Raw genomic sequence first — 18911 nt, forward strand, 5'->3', positions numbered from 1 at the left:
GATGAAGATCGTCTCTGTCGACACACTGGTCGTCGACTTCTACCGTACGAACCTCGTCATCGTGCGGGTCCACACCGACGAGGGGATCGTCGGGCTCGGTGAGGCCACCCTGGAGGGCAAGGAACGTGCCGTCCAGGGTGCCATCGCCGAGCTGGCCGAGGCGGTGGTGGGCCTGGATCCCACAAGCATCTCGAAGATCCTCTACGAGACCGCGCGGGACTGGTACTGGCGCGGCGGGCCGGTGATCATGACGGCGTTGAGCTCGCTGGAGATGGCCCTGTGGGACATCTCGGCGCGCGAGCTCGGCGTGCCGGTCTCCCGGCTTCTCGGCGGCGCGACCCGCGACCGGGTCCGCGCGTACGCCAATGGTTGGTTCTCCGGCGCCGTCACTCCGGAGGACTACGCGGCCGCCGCGCGCCGGACCGTGGAGTCGGGCTTCCGGGGCCTCAAGTGGGACCCGTTCGAGAACTACGACCTGACCATCACCACCGCGCAGCTGGACCGGGTGCTGGCCCAGATCGACGCCGTCCGTCAGGCGGTGGGCCGCGAGGTGGAGCTGTTCGTCGAGGGGCACGGCCGCTTCGACGTCCGCCACGCCATCAAGGTGGCGAAGGAGATCGCCCAGTTCGACCCGGTGTGGTTCGAGGAACCCTGCCCACCGGACAACCTCGACGCGCTCGTCGACATCCGTCGCGCGTCGCCGGTGCCGCTCGCCGCGGGGGAGCGGTGGTACGGGCGGCAGGGCTTCGCGCCGGCGCTGGCCCGCCAGGCGGTCGACTTCGTCCAGCCCGACGTGACGCACGCCGGCGGGATCGCCGAGCTGGCCTTCATCTCCACGCTCGCCGCGACCAGCTACGTGGGCTTCGCGCCGCACAACCCGAGCGGTCCACTCAGCACCGCAGCGACGCTGCAACTCGGGGCGACGTTGCCCAACTTCCGGTACCTGGAGATCATGGCGACCGACGTGCCCTGGCGTCCCGAGATCACCAACGAGCGGCTGGTGCTGACCGACGACGGAGACATCCTCATCCCGACCGGGATCGGCCTGGGCATCGAGGTGGATCTCACAGCGATCGAGCAGCATCCGTTCACACCGCACCCGCTGCGGATGTTCCAGGACGCCGTCTTCGACATCCGTCCCCGCGACGAGCGGTCCTTCTTCAACCTGGAGAGCGACTCATGACGCTGCCACGGCCCCGGGGGTCGGCCGCGGCCGCGGACTGGGTCGGTACCGCCGCCGAAGCGTTGCCGGACGATGCCGACAGCGTCCTCATCGGCCGCATCTGGGACCCGTCCGGCGACGGCCCCTCACCGGTGACCGTCCGCGACGGCGAGGTCATCGACATCAGCCACCGGTTCCCGACCGTCCGCGACATCTGCGAGCTGCCCGATCCCGCCGCGACGGTGGCCGGGCTCGACGGGCCGAGGGTGGGCGACTTCGGGGAGATACTGGCCAACACGGGGGCCGCGACCCGGGACCGTGGCACGCCCTGGTTGCTCACCCCGGTCGACCTCCAGGCGCTCAAGGCCGCTGGCGTGACCTTCCCGATCTCCATGATCGAGCGGGTGATCGAGGAACGGGCGCGGGGAGACCTGGCACTGGCGGCGGACATCCGGCACCGCATGCTCGCCGACGTCGGTGTCGACCTGCACAACCTGGAGGCGGGCTCACCGGAGGCGGATCGGCTCAAGAGTCTGCTGGTCGCCGAGGGCATGTGGAGCCAGTACCTGGAGGTGGGCATCGGCCCGGACGCCGAGATCTTCACCAAGGGACAGATCCTCTCCGCCGTCGGCACCGCCGTTCCGGTCGGCGTGCTCGCCGCGTCGACCTGGAACAACCCGGAACCCGAGGTCACGCTCATCGTCCAGTCCAGTGGCCGGATCGTCGGCGCCACCCTCGGCAACGACGTCAACCTGCGTGACATCGAGGGCCGCTCGGCGCTCCTGCTTCCCCTGGCGAAGGACAACAACGCCTCCTGCGCCCTCGGCCCCCTGATCCGGCTCTTCGACGACCGGTTCGGCATGGATCGGATACGCGAACTCGAGGTGCGCCTGCAGGTTCGCGGCGAGGACGGCTTCCACCTGGAGGCGGTCTCGGAGATGACCCAGATGTCACGCGATCCCGAGGAACTGGTCCGGCAGCTGATCGGGCCGCACCACCACTATCCCGACGGCGCCGCCCTGATGCTCGGCACCATGTTCGCGCCCATCCAGGACCGGGACCGCCCCGGTGAGGGCTTCACCCACAAGGTCGACGACGTGGTACGGATCAGCTGCCCGGCGCTCGGCACCCTGGTCAATCGGGTGTGGCACGCGGAGGAGTGCGAGCCCTGGCACTTCGGCGTCCGCGATCTCATGGGCAATCTGGTAAGGAGAGGACTGCTGTGAACGTGGTCAGCACTGTCGATCCGCGCGACGGTCAGCGTCGCGCGACGGAGCTCACCGAGACCGACGAGTCTCGACTGGAGGTGATCGCCGGTCAGACGTCCCCGGCGGCGCAGTGGCTGGCCGCGCGCGGGAGGCTCGGCCGCGCGGAGTTGCTGGACGCGATCGCCGCGTCGCTGGAGTCCCGTCGGGTGGATCTGGTCGCTGCCGCCGAGGCGGAGACCGGGCTGAGCCACGCGCGACTCGACGGGGAACTCACCCGGGCGGCGCTCCAGTTCCGGATGTTCGGCGAGGTGCTGCGCGACGGCGCGTACGTCGAGGCCACCATCGACCACGCCGCCGACACCCCGCTCGGCCGAGGCCCGGACCTGCGGCGGATGCTGGTACCCCTCGGGCCGGTCGCGGTCTTCGGGGCCAGCAACTTCCCGTTCGCCTTCTCGGTCGCCGGCGGTGACACGGCCGCGGCGCTCGCCGCCGGGTGTCCGACGATCCTGAAGGCCCACCCGTCGCACCCGCTGACCTCGCACGCCTCCGCCGCCGCGATCGAGTCGGCGGTCCGCGACCTCGGCGGGCCCGAGGGTGTCGTCGCGACCGTGTACGGGGAGCAGGCCGGTCGCGCGCTGGTGCGCCACCCGGCGATCCGCGCAGCCGCCCTGACCGGCTCGGTCAACGCCGCCCGCGCCATCCAGGCGGCCATCGACGAACGGCCCGACCCCATTCCCCTGTACGCCGAACTGAGCAGCGTGAACCCGATCGTCGTCCTGCCCGACGCGGCCGCCGCCCGAGCCGACCAGATCGCCGAGGGGCTGTTCGGCTCCTTCACGAACTCGGGCGGTCAGTTGTGCACCAAGCCCGGCCTGGCGTTCGTTCCGTCGGATCCGGGTGGTGACGGCCTGGTCGACGCGCTGCGGGCCAGAGTCGACGCGTCGGGCGGCACGCTCCTGCTCAACGAGCGCATCCGGGACGCGTTCGAGGACCGGTCCACGGAGTTCGAACGGGCCGGCGCCCGGCTGTCGGCGCGGCCCACTGTCGAACCCGGGGCGGGCTTCACGGTGGCACCGACCCTCCTGGAGGTCGACCTCGCCGGCCTGACCGCCGAGATCGCCGACGAGTGCTTCGGCCCGCTTTTGGTAGTGGTCCGCTACGACGACGCCGCCGACCTCGACGCCGCGCTGGCCTCCGTCCCGCCGTCGCTGACCGGTTCGCTCCACAGCGGACCGGGCGACGACGCCGACGTCGTACGCCGACTGGTCGACGTGCTCGCCGCCCGCGCGGGTCGCATCGTCTTCGACGGCTACCCGACCGGTGTCCGGGTGTCGTGGGCCCAGCACCACGGTGGCCCGTGGCCGTCGACAAACGCCGTGCACACGTCGGTGGGCGCCACGTCGATCCGACGGTTCCTCCGCCCACTGGCGTGGCAGGACGCCCCGGCCTGGGTCCTCCCCGAGGAGTTGCGCGACGAGTACACCGCCATCTCCCGGCGAATCGACGGGAGGTTGCAGCCAGCGGTCGAATAACCGGGTCTGCCGGTTTCTTTTGGGCGCGTTTCCGGCCCACCTGCGACTGGCGCGCGAATTCCTCGACGACATCGACCCGACAGCGAATTCGCGCGCCAGTTGTCCTGGTGCCGCTGAAGCGCGCCCGAATTGTTTGGACGCGATTCTCTGTTCCGATTTCCGTCTTCACCGTCAATGCAATTCATGGTTGTGTTTTCGGCAGGGAACGATGTTAGCGCTCGCATAGCTGCATCGCTCGTTACTGGTATCCCTTCACCTCACCATCGAATGGTCGGTCGGCCGCTCGGTGCGGTCTGACCCACACGCCGAAGAGGGAGCAGGAACATGCCCGTCGCACCTCCCCGTCCCCTGATGCCGGCACCGACGCGCCGGCTGATGCTCGCGTTGCTCGCCGCCGTCACCGCCCCGCCCGCCTCGGCCGCACCCCCCGCGCTCCTGCGCCCGACCGTCTACCAGTGCGGACGTCTCCGAGATCAGCCATAGACCAACGCTAGAATCGATGCGTGCAGCTTCGGTGCAACTACCGGCTCTACCCGGACGCCGCCCAGCGTGAGGCGCTGGCGAAGGCGTTCGGGTGCGCGCGGGTGGTGTTCAACGACGGGCTGCGCGTGCGACAGGAAGCACACGAGGCTGGCCTGCCGTATCCGACGGACGCCGAGTTGTCCAAGCGGGTTACCGTGGCCAAGTTGACCCCGGAGCGTGCGTGGCTGGGTGAGGTGTCATCGGTGGTGTTGCAGCAGGCCCTCGCTGACCTGAACACTGCGTACCGCGCCTTCTTCGCCTCGCTGTCGGGCATGCGCAAGGGTCGCAAGGTCGCCGCTCCCCGGTTCCGGTCCCGCAAGGACAGCCGGCAGGCCGTCCGGTTCACCGCCAACGCCCGGTTCAAGATCCTCGACAACGGTCGACTGCGGCTGCCGAAGATCGGCGATCTGGAAGTCCGTTGGTCGCGGGAGCTGCCGGCTGCGCCGACGTCGGTGACGGTGGTCCGGGACGCCGCCGGTCGGCACTTCGCCTCGTTCGTGGTGCAGACCGCCGACCAGCCGTTGCCCGAGCTGGACTCGGAGGTCGGCATCGACCTGGGGTTGACGCACTTCGCAGTGATGTCCGACGGGACGAAGGTGAGCGCGCCGAAGTTCCTGCGCCGTGCAGCCCGCAAGCTGCGCCGGTTGCAGCAGGGCTTGTCCCGCAAGCAGCGGGGCAGCAACAACCGCAAGAAGGCTGTCCGGAAGGTCGCCCGCGCGCACGCGAAGGTGGCCGACACCCGGCGGGACTGGCAGCACAAGCTTTCGACGCAGATCATCCGCGACAACCAAGCGGTGTTCGTCGAGGACCTGTGCGTGGCTGGTCTCGCCCGGACACGGTTGGCGAAGTCGGTGCACGACGCTGGGTGGTCGCAGTTCGCGGCCATGCTGGAGTACAAGGCCGCCCGGCGCGGGCGCACCTTCGCTCGGGTAGGTCGGTTCTTTCCGTCGACGCGCATGTGCTCGGACTGCGGCCGGATCAACGATAAGATGGCGCTCAACGTCCGGACGTGGGGCTGCCCATGCGGCAGCCTGCACGACCGAGACGTGAACGCCGCCAAGAACATCAGGGCCGCCGGACGGGCGGACCTCAACGACCGTGGAGCGCAGGTAAGACCGGCACCCGTGCCGGCACCGCGCGGCGAAGCGGTAACCCGCCGAGAGCTTGCCCCTTCGGGGGCGTAGCAGACCGGAATCTCCGCCCTCCAGGGCAGAGAGGACGTCAAGCGTTCACCCACGACTGTCGACTTCTACGCGGGTGACAGGCACCTCGGGTCGGCCCCGGTGCGCCACGGCGTCGCCCGGCTGAAGAAGACCGTCAGTGGTGAGCTGAACGCGCCGGTGGTCGCCCGCTACCGGGGCGACAAGCTCTTCAACGACTCTGACAGCGATCCCGTCGACGCCCGGTAACAACAGGCTGGATCCCGTACTCCCTGTGGTGGGGAAGCCCCCGGCCGCGCACCCCTGGTGATTGCCAGGGTGTGCGCGGCCGGGGCATGTCCGGGACCGTTCGTCAGCCGATCACGGGGTCTTGTCGGCGGCACGCAGGCGCAGCATGGTCCAGGACGCCGGCGGAAGAGTCAGCTGGACGCTGGCGTCGGCGCCGCGTGCCGTGTCGTTGGGGCGCGGCGCGGCGTGGTCCGGACCGTCGGCCGTGTTCTTGGCGTGCAGGTCGGTGCCGCCGACGGTGACGCACTCGATGATGTCGCTGACCTGCGCGCCGGCGACGTCGATGGTCACCTCGGCCGGGGTGTCGAGGACGCGGTTGACGAGGAAGACGGTCATCTCCCCGGTGGTGTCGTCCCAGGTGGAGACCGCGTCGACCGCGTTGATCTCACCGTAGCGGTCGGTGGTCGTCGTGCTGCCCTCGCGCAGCACGTCCAGCACCGTGCCCTGAGCGTGCCGGGCGGTGCGGGCGAAGGGGTGGAAGATGGTCTGCCGCCAGGCCGAGCCGCCCGTCTCGGTCATGATCGGTGCGATGACGTTTACCAGTTGGGCCTGGCACGCCGCGCTCACCCGGTCGCTGTGCCGCAGCAGGCTGATGAGCAGGCCGCCGACGACGACCGCGTCGGCCACGCTGTAGTGGTCCTCCAGCAGCGGCGGTGCGACCGGCCAGTCCTCGCCGCTCGGCGGCGTGGACGGGGCGGCGGACTGGTACCAGACGTTCCACTCGTCGAACGCGATCATGATCTTCTTGGTGGACCGACGGATCGCTCCGACCGAGTCGGCGATGGCGGTGACGGCGTCGATGTACCTGTCCATGTCCTCGGCCGAGGCGAGGAAGCTGGCCAGGTCGTCGTCGACCGGCTGGTAGTACGCGTGCAGCGAGATCAGGTCCACGTCGTCGTACGCCTCGGTCAGCACGTCACGCTCCCAGCTGCCGAAGGTCGGCATACCGAGGTGTGAGGAGCCGCAGGCGACGAGTTCGAGATCGGGATCGAAGCGGCGCATGGCCTTCGCGGTCTGCGCCGCCAGCCGCCCGTACTCGGTCGCGCTGCGCTGACCCACCTGCCACGGGCCGTCCATCTCGTTGCCCAGGCACCACAGCTTGATCCCGTACGGATCGACGGCGCCGTTGTCGCGGCGCTGGTCGGCGAGGTGGCTCCCGCCGCGGTGATTGGCGTACTCGAGCAGGTCGACGGCCTCGGCGGTGCCACGGGTGCCCAGGTTGACCGCCATGATCGGATCCACCTCGGCCTTGCCGACCCACCGCATGAACTCGTCGAGCCCGAACGCGTTGGTCTCCAGGCTGTGCCAGGCGAGGTCGAGCCTCGCCGGTCGTTTGTCGACCGGGCCTACGCCGTCCTCCCAGCGGTAGGAGGAGACGAAGTTGCCGCCGGGATAGCGGACCGTGGTGACGCCCAACTCACGCACCAGCGCGAGGACGTCGCCCCGGAAGCCGTCGGCGTCGGCCGTCGGGTGCCCCGGCTCGTAGATTCCGGTGTAGACGCAGCGACCCAGGTGCTCGACGAACGAGCCGAAGAGTCGACGTGGCACCGGCGCGACGCGTCGGCGGGGGTCCAGGGTCAGGCGGGCCGTGTTCACGCCGTTCTCCGGCGCGCTGTCGAGGTGGGTGTTCAGGGCTGGCTCCCTTCGTGCAGGTCCGACGCCGGCAGCACTGCCCGAGCGCCGGGACCGAGGGGTGGTGGAGGCACTGTGAGCTCTGGACAACGTGATCGTCTTCGATTACGTTCTCGATCTATGTAAACGTTACCGATTACGTTTACGTAAGGGAACGCGACGCCTGGACCAATGTCTGGCCGGCATCCCCCCGCGGGTCCTGCCGCCCCGGCCGAAAGACCAGCTTGTCGCGGTGATTGGGGTGACCGGGTGACCACTGTTGAGCCGGAGATCGAGGCGACCTACAGGGATGCGACGGCACCGGTCGACGAACGGGTGTCGGATCTGTTGGCCCGGATGACCCGCGAGGAGAAGCTCGCGCAACTGGGCAGCACGTGGGCGTTCACACTGCTGGAGGGCGGACGGTTCGCGGCCGAGCGGGCCCGGCCGATCCTTCGACACGGCCTGGGGCACGTCACCCGCATCGCGGGCGCGACCAGTCTGAAGGCGGCGCAGGTGGCGCGGGCCGCCAACGCGATCCAGCGCTTCCTGGTCAGCGAGACCCGGCTGGGGATTCCGGCGATCGTGCACGAGGAGGTCTGCTCGGGGGTCATGGCCCGCGAGGCGACCATCTTCCCGCAGGCGATCGGCGTCGCGAGCACCTGGGCACCGGAGCTGAACCGGCAGCTGGCGGACGTTGTTCGCGCACAGATGCGCGCCATGGGAAGTCATCAGGGGCTCTCGCCGGTGTTGGACGTGGTGCGCGACCCACGGTGGGGCCGGACGGAGGAGACCTACGGCGAGGACCCGTACCTGGTGTCCCGGATGGGGGTGGCGTTCGTCAGGGGCCTGCAGGGCGCCGAGCTGGCCGACGGCGTCCTCGCCACCGCCAAGCACTTCGTCGGCTACGGGGCGTCCGAGGGTGGGCTGAACTGGGCGCCGGCCCACCTGCCGCCGCGTCTGCTGCGCGAGGTGTACCTGTATCCGTTCGAGGCGGCGGTCCGTGACGGCGGGCTCCAGTCGGTGATGGCCGGCTACCACGAGCTCGACGGCGTCCCGTGCCATGCCAACCAGGAACTCCTCGCCGACGTCCTGCGTGGGCAGTGGGGCTTCACCGGAACCGTGGTCTCCGACTACTTCGCCGTCAACGACCTCCACTCGTACCACCACTTCGCCCAGGACAAGCAGCAGGCCGCGACTGTGGGCCTCGGCGCGGGCGTGGACGTCGAGCTTCCGGCGACGGACGCGTACGCGGACGCCCTCACCCGCGCCCTGAACGCCGGCGAGGTCAGCCAGGCCCGGCTGGACGAGGCGGTCGCACGGATCCTTCGGCACAAGGTCGAACTCGGGCTCTTCGAGAACCCGTACGTCGACGAGGATGCGGCCTCGACGTCGGCGAACGCCGAGCGGCACCGGGACGTGGCGCTGGAGATCGCCCGCCGCAGCCTCGTCCTGCTCAAGAACGACGGCGTCCTGCCGCTGCTCGCCGGCGTCGGAACCGTCGCTCTCATCGGCCCGAACGCCGACGACGCCCGACACCTGCTCGGTGACTACTCGTTCGTGGCCCACATCGAGGCGTTGGTCCAGGCGCGCAAGCGGCGCGGCCTGCTCGGCGAGATGATGACGATCCCCGACGATCTGGAGATCGACGAGAGTACCGAGGGTGTGCCCACGGTGCGGGACGAACTCGCGGCGCGGCTGGGCGACCGGCTGCGCTTCGCCCGGGGCTGCGACGTGCTCGACCCGTCGACCGAGGGGTTCGCCGAGGCGGTCGCCGTCGCCTCGGCGGCCGACGTCGCGGTGCTGGTCCTGGGTGATCGCTCGGGCGTGACGCCCGGGGCCACCACTGGCGAGTCGCGGGACCGGTCCAGTCTGGATCTGCCGGGCGTGCAGGAAGCGCTTGTCCGTGCCGTCGTCGCCACCGGCACGCCCGTCGTGGCGGTGCTCGTCGCCGGCCGACCGGTGGGCAGCGACTTCCTGCACGAGGAATGCGCCGCGGTGCTGATGGCCTGGTTGCCGGGGGAGACCGGGGCGCAGGCGATCGCCGAGGTGCTCCTCGGTGAGGTCGACCCGAGCGGGAAGCTGCCGATCTCGTACCCCCGCGGCGTGGGCCAGATCCCCGTCTTCTACGGCCACAAGGTGTCCGGCGGGCGGTCACACTGGCACGGCGACTACGTGGATTCGCCGGTCGCCCCGCGGTACGTCTTCGGCCACGGCCTCGGGTACACCTCGTTCGTGATCGAGGACGCCACGGTGGAGAGCGCCGAGGTTCGCGCCGGGGACACCGTCGGTGTCGAGGTCACGCTCACCAACACCGGACACCGGGCGGGGGAGCAGGTGGTGCAGCTCTACGTCCGCGACCCACAGGCCACTGTCACCCGGCCGGTGCTGGAGCTGAAGGCCTTCGCCCGCGTCGAGGCCGCCGCCGGCCAGCGGGTGGCGGTGCGGTTCGCGCTCCCCACCGGCCAGCTCGGTTTCTACGACCGGAGCATGGCCTACGCGGTGGAGGCCGGGCAGATCGAGGTGTACGTCGGCTTCTCGGCTGCCGACCACACCCATGCCGGCACCTTTGTCATCAGTGCGGACCCGGACCGGCCGACGTCGAAGGTCTTTACCGGGGCCGTCGAAGTTCGGCAACTGTGATCGTTCACCCGGGGACGGGGAATGGTTCTTGACGGAGCGTGCCGTCCTGTTGTCAACGGGTGGCACCAACACGGAAATCGGGCCCAATCCGACCCCCGGCAGAGGATGCCGATTGCGTTATCCGCAACGGCGTCCGAAGGTCATCGCGCCCTTGCGGGCGTCCGGTTAGGACCTTGTTCTCGACGGTCGGTCAAGGACGAAGAGGTCTTGTGTTCGTAATCGTTCTCAGTTACGTTGGCAACATCCTGGAAACGTAACCGATAACGATTGCAGTCCAGAGAGAGCGGCATGATTGAAGTCAATGCGCCGGTAACAATGAGTGATGTCGCCCGAGCTGCTGGCGTTTCCACCGCCACCGTCTCGCGCGTCGTCAACGGGCATTACGGCGTCAGCGCTCGCACTGTCGCTCAGGTGCGCTCCGCCATCGAGCAGCTCGGCTACGAGTCGAGTCTGGTGGCCACCAGCCTTCGGCGCAGCCGCACCAACGTTCTGGGTCTCGTGGCGCACAGCTTCCAGTCGTACACGGCGGAAGTGCTCAAGGGCGTGATGAAGGCGCTGAGCCGATCGGGCTTCGATCTGATCATCTATGCCAACAGCGACCTCTACGGGTCGTATTCGGAGGGTTGGGAGCAGCGCCACCTGACCCGACTGTCGGGCACCCTCACCGACGGGTGCATCGTCGTCACGCCCTGGGGTGATTTCCGGACCCGGACGCCGGTCGTGGCCATCGACCCGGTGCGGGGCTCGACGGCACCCTCGGTGATTTCCGACAACCTCGCTGGCGCCACCACGGCGGTCCAGCACCTGCTCGGCCTGGGCCATCGACGCATCGGGTTCATCGCCGGCCGGGACAGCCTGGCCTCGGCCTGGTCCCGGGAGGAGGGCTACCGGGCCGCGCTGACCACCGCCGGGGTTCCGGTCGACCCGACACTGATCGGCCGAGGAGATTTCAACCCGGAGTCGGCGACTCCGCTGGCGCGCGTCCTGCTGCAACGACCGGACCCGCCATCGGCGATCTTCGCGGCGAGCGACGGGATGGCCCTCAAGGTCCTGGAGGTCGCCAGGGAGCTGGGGTTCTCGGTGCCGGGGGACCTGTCCGTCGTGGGGTTCGACAACATCCCCGAGTCGGCGTTGACCCAGCCGGGTCTGACCACTGTGGACCAGTCGATGTATCAGCTCGGGTACGAAGCCGCGCGGATGCTGAAGTCACTGGTGACCGGGGAGTGGGACGAGCCGAGCCAGATCGTGCTTCCGACCAGCCTCGTCGTGCGCGACTCGACAGCACCACCGAAGAGCGCGGCAGCGGCCTGAAGGAGGTGCACGCACCACACGGCAGATCCACAGTTGAGTTGAGCCGGCCAGTCGGGTCGCATCCGCTGCCGGCACGTGAAAGGAGTGGAGTGTGGCTACCGAACAGTATCACGGGCGTTTACGCCGTCTGGGCGTACGTCGGCGGCTCTCGGCGGCGTTCACCGCCGGGGTCATCGCCACCGCGGCGGTGCTCGTCGCGCCGCAACCAGCCGCGGCGGAAACGCCGTGGCTGGACGTCTCCGCGGACCGCTACGCCACGTTCGCCGTCCCAACGGCGTACGTCCAGGAAAACCTGGGCACCGTCTCGCAGGTCGTCGTCGAGGGAAACTTCGGTCCGTCGGCCAGCTGGGCGGAGTTCGGTCTGACCCGTCGGGGTGACGTGTGGTCGGGTGTTCTCGGCGCGTTGGAGCCCGGGCTGTACAACTACCGGCTCACCGCCGACGACACCTTGACCATCAAGGACCCGACGAACAGCACCAGTGTCGCGTCCAACCCGCTCCTGAGCACCTTCTTCATCGCGGGTGACTCGGCCCGGTGGCTGGTCGACGCGCCAGCCGGCACCGGCGGGAAGATCGAGACGCTGACCTATCGGACCAGGAACGCACAGCGCTCCGCCCTGGTCTGGACGCCACCGGGTTACGCGGCCAAGGGCTCCAAGGGATACCCGGCGCTCTTCCTGCAGTCGGGTGACGGTGTGGCCGCCACCGACTGGCTCGACCTCGGTCGATCCAAGCAGATCCTCGACAACCTCTCGGCCGCCGGCGCCATGAGCCCGATGGTGGTGGTGATCAACGACGCCGACGCCTCGGACGACAAGGAGCTGAAAGACCTCCGGAAGGCGGTCACCGACAACTACCGGGTCCTTCGCGATCCGGCGCACCAGGCGATCGCGGGTGTGTCCGACGGCGGCGCGCAGGCGCTGCGGGCCGCGCTCACCAGGCCGGGTCAGTTCGGCTACGTCGGTGGGTTCTCGGGCACGTCGGCCCCGGCGATCGACCGCAAGGACGCTAAATCGATCAACCGCGGCGTCAAGCTGCTGCGCCTGTACACCGGCAACGTCACCGATCCCGCGTACAACCCCACCTACCGGCTGAAGAAGGCGTTGACCCGAGCTGACGTCCGGTTCGAGTTCGACGGGGTCAACCCGGACGGCGGCGCGACCTGGACCACCTGGCAGGAGAACCTCGTCGACTTCGTGCCGCGGGTGTTCCGGCACGTGGCGGACCACGGGCCGAGCCCCGGTCACCAGCCGCTCAAGCGGGAGTTCGCCCCGCCACCGGCCGGCACCACCCCGACGCCCTTCATCAGTGAGGACGGGTTCGTCACCTTCGAGACGACCACGGACTTCGCTGACGCCCAGCACGTCACGGTCTGGGCGAACGTCGCGCCGGGCGGCAGTTGGCTGCGACTGCCACTGACGCGCGACGGTGACCGGTGGCGGGCAACAGTGGGTCCGCTGAAGCCCTGGTTCTACTACTACCGGCTGATCGTGGACCGGGTCGCGGTCAAGGACGCCTCCAACCCGACGACTGTCACCACCGAGCCGATGTGGAGCACCTTCTTCATCCCGGGGCCGGGTGCCCGACTGCTGTCGGACGTGCCCGCCGGTCGCGGCGGCAAGGTCGAGAGCATGACCTATCCCAGCACGGTGGCCGGCCAGGACCGCACCGCGCTGGTGTGGACCCCACCGGGGTACGACCCGAACCGGACGCAGCCGTACCCCGTCCTCTACCTCCAGCACGGCGGCGGCCAGAACTACACGGACTGGGTCGAGATGGGCCGCGCCAAGCAGATCCTCGACCACCAGTTCCTCGACGGCGACCTCACGCCGATGGTCGTCGTGATGGGCAACGGCAACTCGTCGAACTTCAACAGCGAGTTGCGGCAGAACATCGTTCCGACGGCCCGTGCCCGCTACCACATCTCCAGCGATCCGTCGCAGCAGGCCCTCGCCGGCCTGTCGATGGGCGGCGGGCAGGCGTTCGGGGTGCTGCGGGCCTACCCGGGCGAGTTCGCCTACGTCGCCGCGTTCTCGGCCGGTTTCGGCAGCGGCACCGGCGTCGACGTGGCGGCGATCAACAACGGCACCAAGATGCTGCGCCTGTACGTCGGTGACCAGACCGACTTCGTGTACCCGAGCTTCATGACGTCGCTGACCACGTTGGACAACCTCGGTATCCGCTACGAGTTCGACGGGGTCACCCCGGGGCCGCACGGCTGGGACGTGTGGCAGAAGAACCTCATCGACCTGGCGCCGCGTCTGTTCAAGCGCTAGGAGCCTTCGCCGGCGACGCCACCGGGAGCAGGGCTTCCTGCCCCGGTGGCGCCCGCCAGCGTATGGATGCAGTGCACCGCCATCGCCGAAGGGAACCATCTCAATGAAGAGAAGACGGATACTCGCCACGGTAGCCATGCTCGCGGCGGGGACCGGCCTCGTCGCCTGCTCCTCCGACGGGGGCGGCAGCGACGCGAGCAATTGCACGAACACCATCACCAAGAAGGACCTGCCGGTCGTGACGATGTGGGGGTGGTACCCCAACACCCAACTCGTCGTCGACAACTTCAACAAGCTGCACGACGACGTGCAGGTCTGCTGGACCAACGTCGGGCAGGGCGGCGACGAGTACGACAAGTTCCAGACGGCCATCTCGGCGGGCACCGGCGCGCCTGACGTGATCATGGTCGAGGCGGACCGGATCCCGACCTTCCAGATCCAGGGCGCGCTCGTCGACATCAAGCAGTACGGCTACGACGCGGTCAAGGCCAACTACAGCGAGGGCGCCTGGAAGGACGTGTCGGTAGGCGACGCGGTCTACGGCGTACCGGTCGACGGTGGCCCGATGGGCATGATCTACCGGAAGGACATCTTCGACAAGTACAAGATCACCCCGCCGAAGACCTGGGCCGAGTACGAGCAGGCCGCCCAGAAGGTCAAGGACGCCGGCGGTCCGCTCTTCGGGGACCTCGGCGCGAACGTCCCGGCGGTCCTGATGGCGCTCCAGATCCAGAAGGGCGCCACGCCCTTCACCTCCGATCCGGCGCAGCCGAACGCTATCGGTGTGAAGCTCAACGACCAGGCGTCCAAGGACGTGTTGGACTACTGGGGCGGCCTCGCCAAGAAGGGCCTGGTCGGTACGCAGGACCAGTTCACCCCGGAGTACATCTCCGGCGTGATCAACGGCAACTACGCGACGTACATCTCGGCGGCCTGGGCGCCCGGCTACCTCACCGGCGCCGGCGTCGGTAAGGGGCAGGACACCGGCAAGTTCGCGGTGGCGCCGCTGCCGCAGTGGGACCCGGCCAACCCGGTGCAGGTCAACTGGGGTGGGTCGGCCTTCTCGGTGACCAAGCAGGCGAAGAAGCCGGAGCTGGCCGCGAAGGTCGCCTACGGGCTCTACGCCGACAAGGAGTCGCTCACCGACGGCTGGACCAACCAGATCATCTTCCCGCTGAACCTCACGGCGCTCAAGGACCCCGCGTTCGCCGACCTGAAGGTGGCGTTCTTCAACGGCCAGCAGGCGAACAAGGAGGTTTACCTTCCCGCCGCCGAGGCCTACAAGGGTGTCGCGTACGCCCCCTTCGGTCAGTACTACCTCGATGCCATGACCAAACAGGTCAGCGAGATCATCAAGGGCTCCGTCACCGGTTCGCAGGCTGCCGACCGGCTCCAGGAGGACGTGGCGAAGTACGCCAAGGAACAAGGCTTCACCGTTCAGTGACCGGACGGGTGGGCCGCGCCGGCACTGGCCGGCCGGCCCACCCGCCCCCCTCAGCGTCCACGTCCCGGAGACCAAGATGACATCCCTGACCGAGAAGCGAGCACCGCGTCCTCAGCCTGAGGCGCGCAAGATCCGTGGCAAGGTGCACCTCCGCGAACACCTGATGGGGTGGCTCTTCGTCGGGCCGTTCGGGATCGTGTTCCTGGCGTTCCTCATCGCACCGCTGGGGTACGCGCTGTACCTCAGTCTCTTTCAGAAGAAGCTGATCGGCGGCACCAGCTTCGTTCTCTTCGACAACTACGTGAAGGCGTTCACCGACCCGAGCTTCCTGTCCGGGGCGTGGTTCGTCATCCGCTTCTCGCTGGTCTCGATCCCGCTGCAGATCGTCATCGCGCTCGCGCTGGCCCTCATCCTGGACTCGGTGACCACCCTGTTCGCTCGCTTCTCCCGCCTCATGATCTTTCTGCCGTACGCGATCCCCACCGTGATCGGGGCCGTGATGTGGGGGTTCCTCTACAGCCGGGGCTTCGGCCCGCTCACCGACATCTTCGGGCTGTTCGGCGCCACCGCACCCGACTTCCTGAGCAGCGACCTGATCTTCTACGGGCTGCTCAACGTCGTCACCTGGCAGTGGGCCGGCTACTACATGATCATTTTGTACGCGGCGTTGCAGGGCGTCGACCCGACGCTCTACGAGGCGGCCCGGATGGACGGCGCCGGGCGGTGGCAGATCGCGACGCGGATCAAGATTCCGCTGATCGCGCCCGCCCTGATCCTCATCCTGGTCTTCTCGCTCATCGGCACCCTGCAGTTCTTCAACGAACCGCAGATCCTGCGCTACCTCGCCGCGGGCACGATCGGCGCGGACTTCACCCCGAACATGTACGCGTACCAACAGGCGTTCTCGCTCGCCAACTTCAACTACGGGTCGGCGATCTCCTTCGCCCTCGGCGGGCTCGTGTTCATCTGCGTGTACGCCTTCCTGTTCTTCACCCGCAAGCGGAGGAGCTTCCTCTGATGACCGACCACACCAGCGTTCGCGCCGGCGCCCGCCGACCGCAGCGCTATCTTCCCCTTCAGATCCTCCTCGGCTTCCTGGTGATCTACTTCCTCGTACCGTTCTGGTGGGTCATCGTCAACAGCTCCAAGGACGCGCCCGGCCTGTTCGGCGGCGGCAACACCCTCTGGTTCACCGACCAGATCGACTACCTCGGGAACCTGCGGCAGCTCTTCACCTACGACGGTGGCATCTACCTGCGGTGGATGCTCAACTCCACGCTCTACGCCATCGCCGGCGGAATCGGCGCCACCGTCCTGGCGGTCATGGCCGGCTACGGGTTCGCCAAGTACCGGTTCGCCGCCCGGCGCTTCAGCTTCGCCATCGTGCTCGGCGCGCTGATGGTGCCCGCCACCGCTCTGGTCATCCCGACCTTCATCATGTTCTCCCGGCTCGGCCTGACGAACACGGTCTGGGCGGTGATCCTCCCGTCGCTGCTCAACCCGTTCGGCGTCTACCTGATGCACGTGTACGCGCGCGACGCGGTGCCCGACGAACTCCTGGACGCGGCACGGGTCGACGGCGCGGGAGAGGTACGGACGTTCCTTCAGATCGCTCTTCCGCTGATGCGTCCCGCGGTGGTCACCGTGCTGCTCCTGTCGGCCGTGGCGTCCTGGAACAACTACTTCCTGCCGCTGGCCATGCTCTCCGACAACCGGCTCTTCCCGGTCACCGTCGGCCTCGGCCTCTGGCAGGGAATCGCGTCCGCGAACAACGCGGGAACCACCTCGCTGTGGAGCCTCATCATCCTGGGTTCCCTGGTGTCAGTGATCCCGCTGATCATCGCGTTCTTCAGTCTGCAACGACACTGGCGCGGCGGCCTCTCCGTCGGAGGTCTCCGGTAGGCCGCACCGACGTCACCAGCCAATCCACCACAGGCGCATTGATCGCCGCGCAGGACGCGGCCGGACGGATGACAGAGAGGTGTGCTGATGTCGACGACGAATCGACCGCTGCGCAGCGGGGAGTGGTTCGGTGCGGAAGGCCGCAACGGGTTCATCCATCGGTCCTGGATGCGCAACCAGGGGTTCGCGGACGACGTCTTCGACGGTCGCCCGGTGATCGGCATCGCCACCACCTGGTCGGAGCTGACGCCCTGCAACGCCCACCTGCGCGACCTGGCCGAGTCGGTGAAGCGGGGCGTGTGGGAGAGCGGGGGCCTGCCGCTGGAGTTCCCGGCGATGAGCCTGGGCGAGCCGCTGATGCGACCCACGACCATGCTCTACCGCAACCTGCTGGCGATGGAGCTGGAGGAGTCGGTCCGCGCCAACCCGCTCGACGGGGTGGTCCTGCTCTCCGGCTGCGACAAGACCACCCCCGGCCTGCTGATGGGAGCGGCGAGCGTCGACCTGCCGACCCTGATGCTGACCGGCGGCCCGATGCTCAACGGCAAGTTCCGCGGCCAGGACATCGGCTCCGGCACTGTCGTCTGGCGCTTCACCGAGGAGATGCGGGCCGGCCGGATGACCGCGGCCGACTGCTCCGAGGCTGAGGTCGGCATGTCCCGCAGCCGAGGCCACTGCATGACAATGGGTACCGCGTCCACGATGGCCTGTGTGACCGAGGCGCTGGGCGTGCAGCTGCCGGGGGCGGCCGCCGTGCCGGCTGTCGACTCCCGGCGGTACGCGCTCGCGCACGCCGCCGGACGCCGGATCGTCGCCATGGTCGAACAGGACCAGCGGTTGTCCTCGGTGCTCACCAGGCAGGCGTTCGAGAACGCCGTCCGGGTGAACGCCGCCATCGGCGGCTCCACCAATGCCGTCGTACACCTGCTCGCGATCGCCGGACGCCTCGGCGTCCCCCTGTCGCTGGAGGACTTCGACACCCTCACCGCCGACGTGCCCATGCTCGTCAACCTCATGCCGTCCGGGACGTACCTGATGGAGGACTTCGCCTACGCGGGCGGCCTTCCGGTGGTGATGAAGGAGCTCGCCCCGCTGCTGCACATGGACCACATCACTGTCAGCGGCAGGAGCGTGGCGGAGAACGTCGACGGCGCCCAGTGCTGGAACCGGGACGTCATCGCCACCCTGGAGGAGCCGTTCCAGCCCGCCGGCTCGGGCACGGTGGTGCTGCGCGGCTCGCTCGCGCCGTCCGGGGCGGTGTTGAAGGTCTCCGCCGCCTCCGCCCACCTCCTCACGCACACCGGCCCGGCGCTCGTCTTCGACCGGATCGAGGAGTACGTCGTCGCCGCCGACGACCCGGACCTCGAGGTCACCCCCGACACGGTGATCGTCGTGCGCAACGCCGGGCCGCGGGGCTACCCCGGCTTCCCGGAGGTGGGCAACGTGCCCATGCCACGACGGTTGCTCGCCGACGGCATCACGGACATGGTGCGGATCTCCGACGCTCGGATGAGCGGCACCGGCTACGGCACCTGCATCCTGCACGTGGCACCGGAAGCGTCAGTGGGTGGCCCGCTCGCGTTGGTACGCACCGGCGACCTGGTCTCCGTCGACGTTACGACGCGCCGGCTGGACCTCCTGGTCGACGACGCCGAACTCGCCCGACGCCGCACCGCCTGGCAGCCTCCGCAGCCGGTGGCCGACCGGGGTTGGGTACGGCTCTACAGCGAGCACGTCCTACAGGCAGACAGCGGCGCGGACCTCGACTTCCTCGTCGGGGGCAGCGGCAGCGCGGTGCCCCGTCACTCACACTGACGGCCACGATCGGACGAGGCCCACGAGGAACTGATTCC

The 18911-nt window shown here is 68.8% G+C and carries 13 protein-coding genes; 12 read left to right on the forward strand and 1 reads right to left on the reverse strand.

Going from position 1 to position 18911, the window contains the following annotated elements:
- The first annotated feature begins 1 nt into the window (after nucleotide 1).
- The 5 genes from PSH03_RS19075 to PSH03_RS32550 all read left to right on the forward strand — a co-directional run bounded on the left by PSH03_RS19075 (nucleotide 2) and on the right by PSH03_RS32550 (nucleotide 5833).
- Nucleotides 2-1183: a mandelate racemase/muconate lactonizing enzyme family protein gene (locus tag PSH03_RS19075; protein ID WP_238689933.1), complete on the forward strand. Its 1182-nt coding sequence runs from the start codon at nucleotides 2-4 to the stop codon at nucleotides 1181-1183.
- Nucleotides 1180-2388, forward strand: a complete 1209-nt coding sequence (locus tag PSH03_RS19080) for a fumarylacetoacetate hydrolase family protein (protein ID WP_210781508.1) — start codon at nucleotides 1180-1182, stop codon at nucleotides 2386-2388. Before PSH03_RS19075 ends, PSH03_RS19080 begins: the two co-directional genes overlap by 4 nt.
- On the forward strand, nucleotides 2385-3902 hold the full coding sequence (locus PSH03_RS19085; RefSeq protein ID WP_210781507.1) for an aldehyde dehydrogenase family protein: 1518 nt from the start codon (nucleotides 2385-2387) through the stop codon (nucleotides 3900-3902). Before PSH03_RS19080 ends, PSH03_RS19085 begins: the two co-directional genes overlap by 4 nt.
- Before the next feature lie 503 nt (nucleotides 3903-4405).
- Nucleotides 4406-5608 (forward strand): RNA-guided endonuclease InsQ/TnpB family protein, encoded by a 1203-nt coding sequence (locus tag PSH03_RS19090; protein ID WP_210781505.1) that lies wholly within the window; start codon nucleotides 4406-4408, stop codon nucleotides 5606-5608.
- 99 nt (nucleotides 5609-5707) lie between these two features.
- A complete protein-coding gene (locus PSH03_RS32550) occupies nucleotides 5708-5833 on the forward strand; it encodes a hypothetical protein (protein ID WP_255750828.1) in 126 nt (41 codons plus the stop codon).
- Between the two features lie 111 nt (nucleotides 5834-5944).
- Here the strand turns inward: PSH03_RS32550 and arfA are convergent, their stop codons facing one another.
- A complete protein-coding gene (gene arfA / locus PSH03_RS19095; protein ID WP_238689934.1) occupies nucleotides 5945-7468 on the reverse strand; it encodes an arabinosylfuranosidase ArfA in 1524 nt (507 codons plus the stop codon).
- A 285-nt stretch (nucleotides 7469-7753) separates the two neighbouring features.
- Between arfA and PSH03_RS19100 the strand changes: the two genes are divergently transcribed.
- The 7 genes from PSH03_RS19100 (at nucleotide 7754) to PSH03_RS19130 (ending at nucleotide 18873) form a co-directional block, all read left to right on the forward strand.
- The gene (locus PSH03_RS19100; protein ID WP_238689935.1) at nucleotides 7754-10126 is read left to right on the forward strand and encodes a glycoside hydrolase family 3 N-terminal domain-containing protein; all 2373 of its coding nucleotides are present in this window, start codon (nucleotides 7754-7756) and stop codon (nucleotides 10124-10126) included.
- A 315-nt stretch (nucleotides 10127-10441) separates the two neighbouring features.
- Nucleotides 10442-11437, forward strand: coding sequence for a LacI family DNA-binding transcriptional regulator (locus tag PSH03_RS19105; RefSeq protein WP_238689936.1), 996 nt, complete (start codon nucleotides 10442-10444; stop codon nucleotides 11435-11437).
- Nucleotides 11438-11528: 91 nt separating this feature from the next.
- Nucleotides 11529-13712 (forward strand): alpha/beta hydrolase, encoded by a 2184-nt coding sequence (locus PSH03_RS19110; protein ID WP_238689937.1) that lies wholly within the window; start codon nucleotides 11529-11531, stop codon nucleotides 13710-13712.
- A gap of 103 nt (nucleotides 13713-13815) precedes the next feature.
- Nucleotides 13816-15156: an ABC transporter substrate-binding protein gene (locus PSH03_RS19115; protein ID WP_238689938.1), complete on the forward strand. Its 1341-nt coding sequence runs from the start codon at nucleotides 13816-13818 to the stop codon at nucleotides 15154-15156.
- A 76-nt stretch (nucleotides 15157-15232) separates the two neighbouring features.
- The gene (locus tag PSH03_RS19120; protein ID WP_238689939.1) at nucleotides 15233-16174 is read left to right on the forward strand and encodes a carbohydrate ABC transporter permease; all 942 of its coding nucleotides are present in this window, start codon (nucleotides 15233-15235) and stop codon (nucleotides 16172-16174) included.
- On the forward strand, nucleotides 16174-17058 hold the full coding sequence (locus PSH03_RS19125; RefSeq protein ID WP_210781498.1) for a carbohydrate ABC transporter permease: 885 nt from the start codon (nucleotides 16174-16176) through the stop codon (nucleotides 17056-17058). The genes PSH03_RS19120 and PSH03_RS19125 overlap by 1 nt, the downstream gene beginning before the upstream one ends.
- An 87-nt stretch (nucleotides 17059-17145) precedes the next feature.
- Entirely contained in the window at nucleotides 17146-18873 is a 1728-nt protein-coding gene (locus PSH03_RS19130; RefSeq protein ID WP_210781497.1) for an IlvD/Edd family dehydratase, read from the forward strand.
- Nucleotides 18874-18911: the final 38 nt, after the last annotated feature.

It is taken from the genome of Micromonospora salmantinae (genome assembly GCF_022230905.1).
Classification (GTDB): Bacteria; Actinomycetota; Actinomycetes; order Mycobacteriales; family Micromonosporaceae; genus Micromonospora; species Micromonospora salmantinae.